At 44.5% G+C, this 506-nt stretch carries 1 protein-coding gene; it reads left to right on the top strand.

The genetic code is table 11. The annotated features are described in order from the left end of the window. Nucleotides 1-506, top strand: a 506-nt coding sequence (locus IE178_RS37320) for a 6-phosphofructokinase (protein ID WP_193515136.1), incomplete at both ends; no start/stop codon positions are given.

The raw sequence follows: 506 nt of genomic DNA, 5'->3' as shown, positions 1-506 counted from the left end.
CATCGGTTCGGGACGTACCAAACTGGAAAAGGTAGAACAGTTTGATAAAGGTCTGGAAATCATCAAGGAATTGGGCATCAAGGCATTGGTAATTATCGGTGGTGATGACTCAAACACAAACGCTTGTGTATTGGCAGAATACTATGCTGCGAAGAACTGCGGTGTTCAGGTTATCGGTTGTCCGAAGACTATCGACGGTGACTTGAAGAACGAGATGATTGAAACTTCTTTCGGTTTTGATACGGCTTGTAAGACTTACTCTGAAGTAATCGGTAACATTCAGCGTGACTGTAACTCTGCCCGCAAATACTGGCACTTTATCAAGCTGATGGGACGTTCGGCTTCTCATATCGCTTTGGAATGTGCTTTGCAGGTTCAACCTAACGTATGTATCGTTTCAGAAGAAGTGGAAGAGAAGAACATGTCATTGGATGATGTGGTTACTTACATTGCTCAGGTGGTGGCTAACCGTGCCGCACAAGGCAATAACTTCGGTACAGTGTTGA

This window comes from Streptomyces griseoloalbus, assembly GCA_014650015.1.
GTDB lineage: Bacteria > Actinomycetota > Actinomycetes > Streptomycetales > Streptomycetaceae > Streptomyces > Streptomyces griseoloalbus.
The sequence above is the reverse complement of the archived record's forward strand: the minus strand, read 5'-3'. Positions and strand labels throughout refer to the sequence as shown.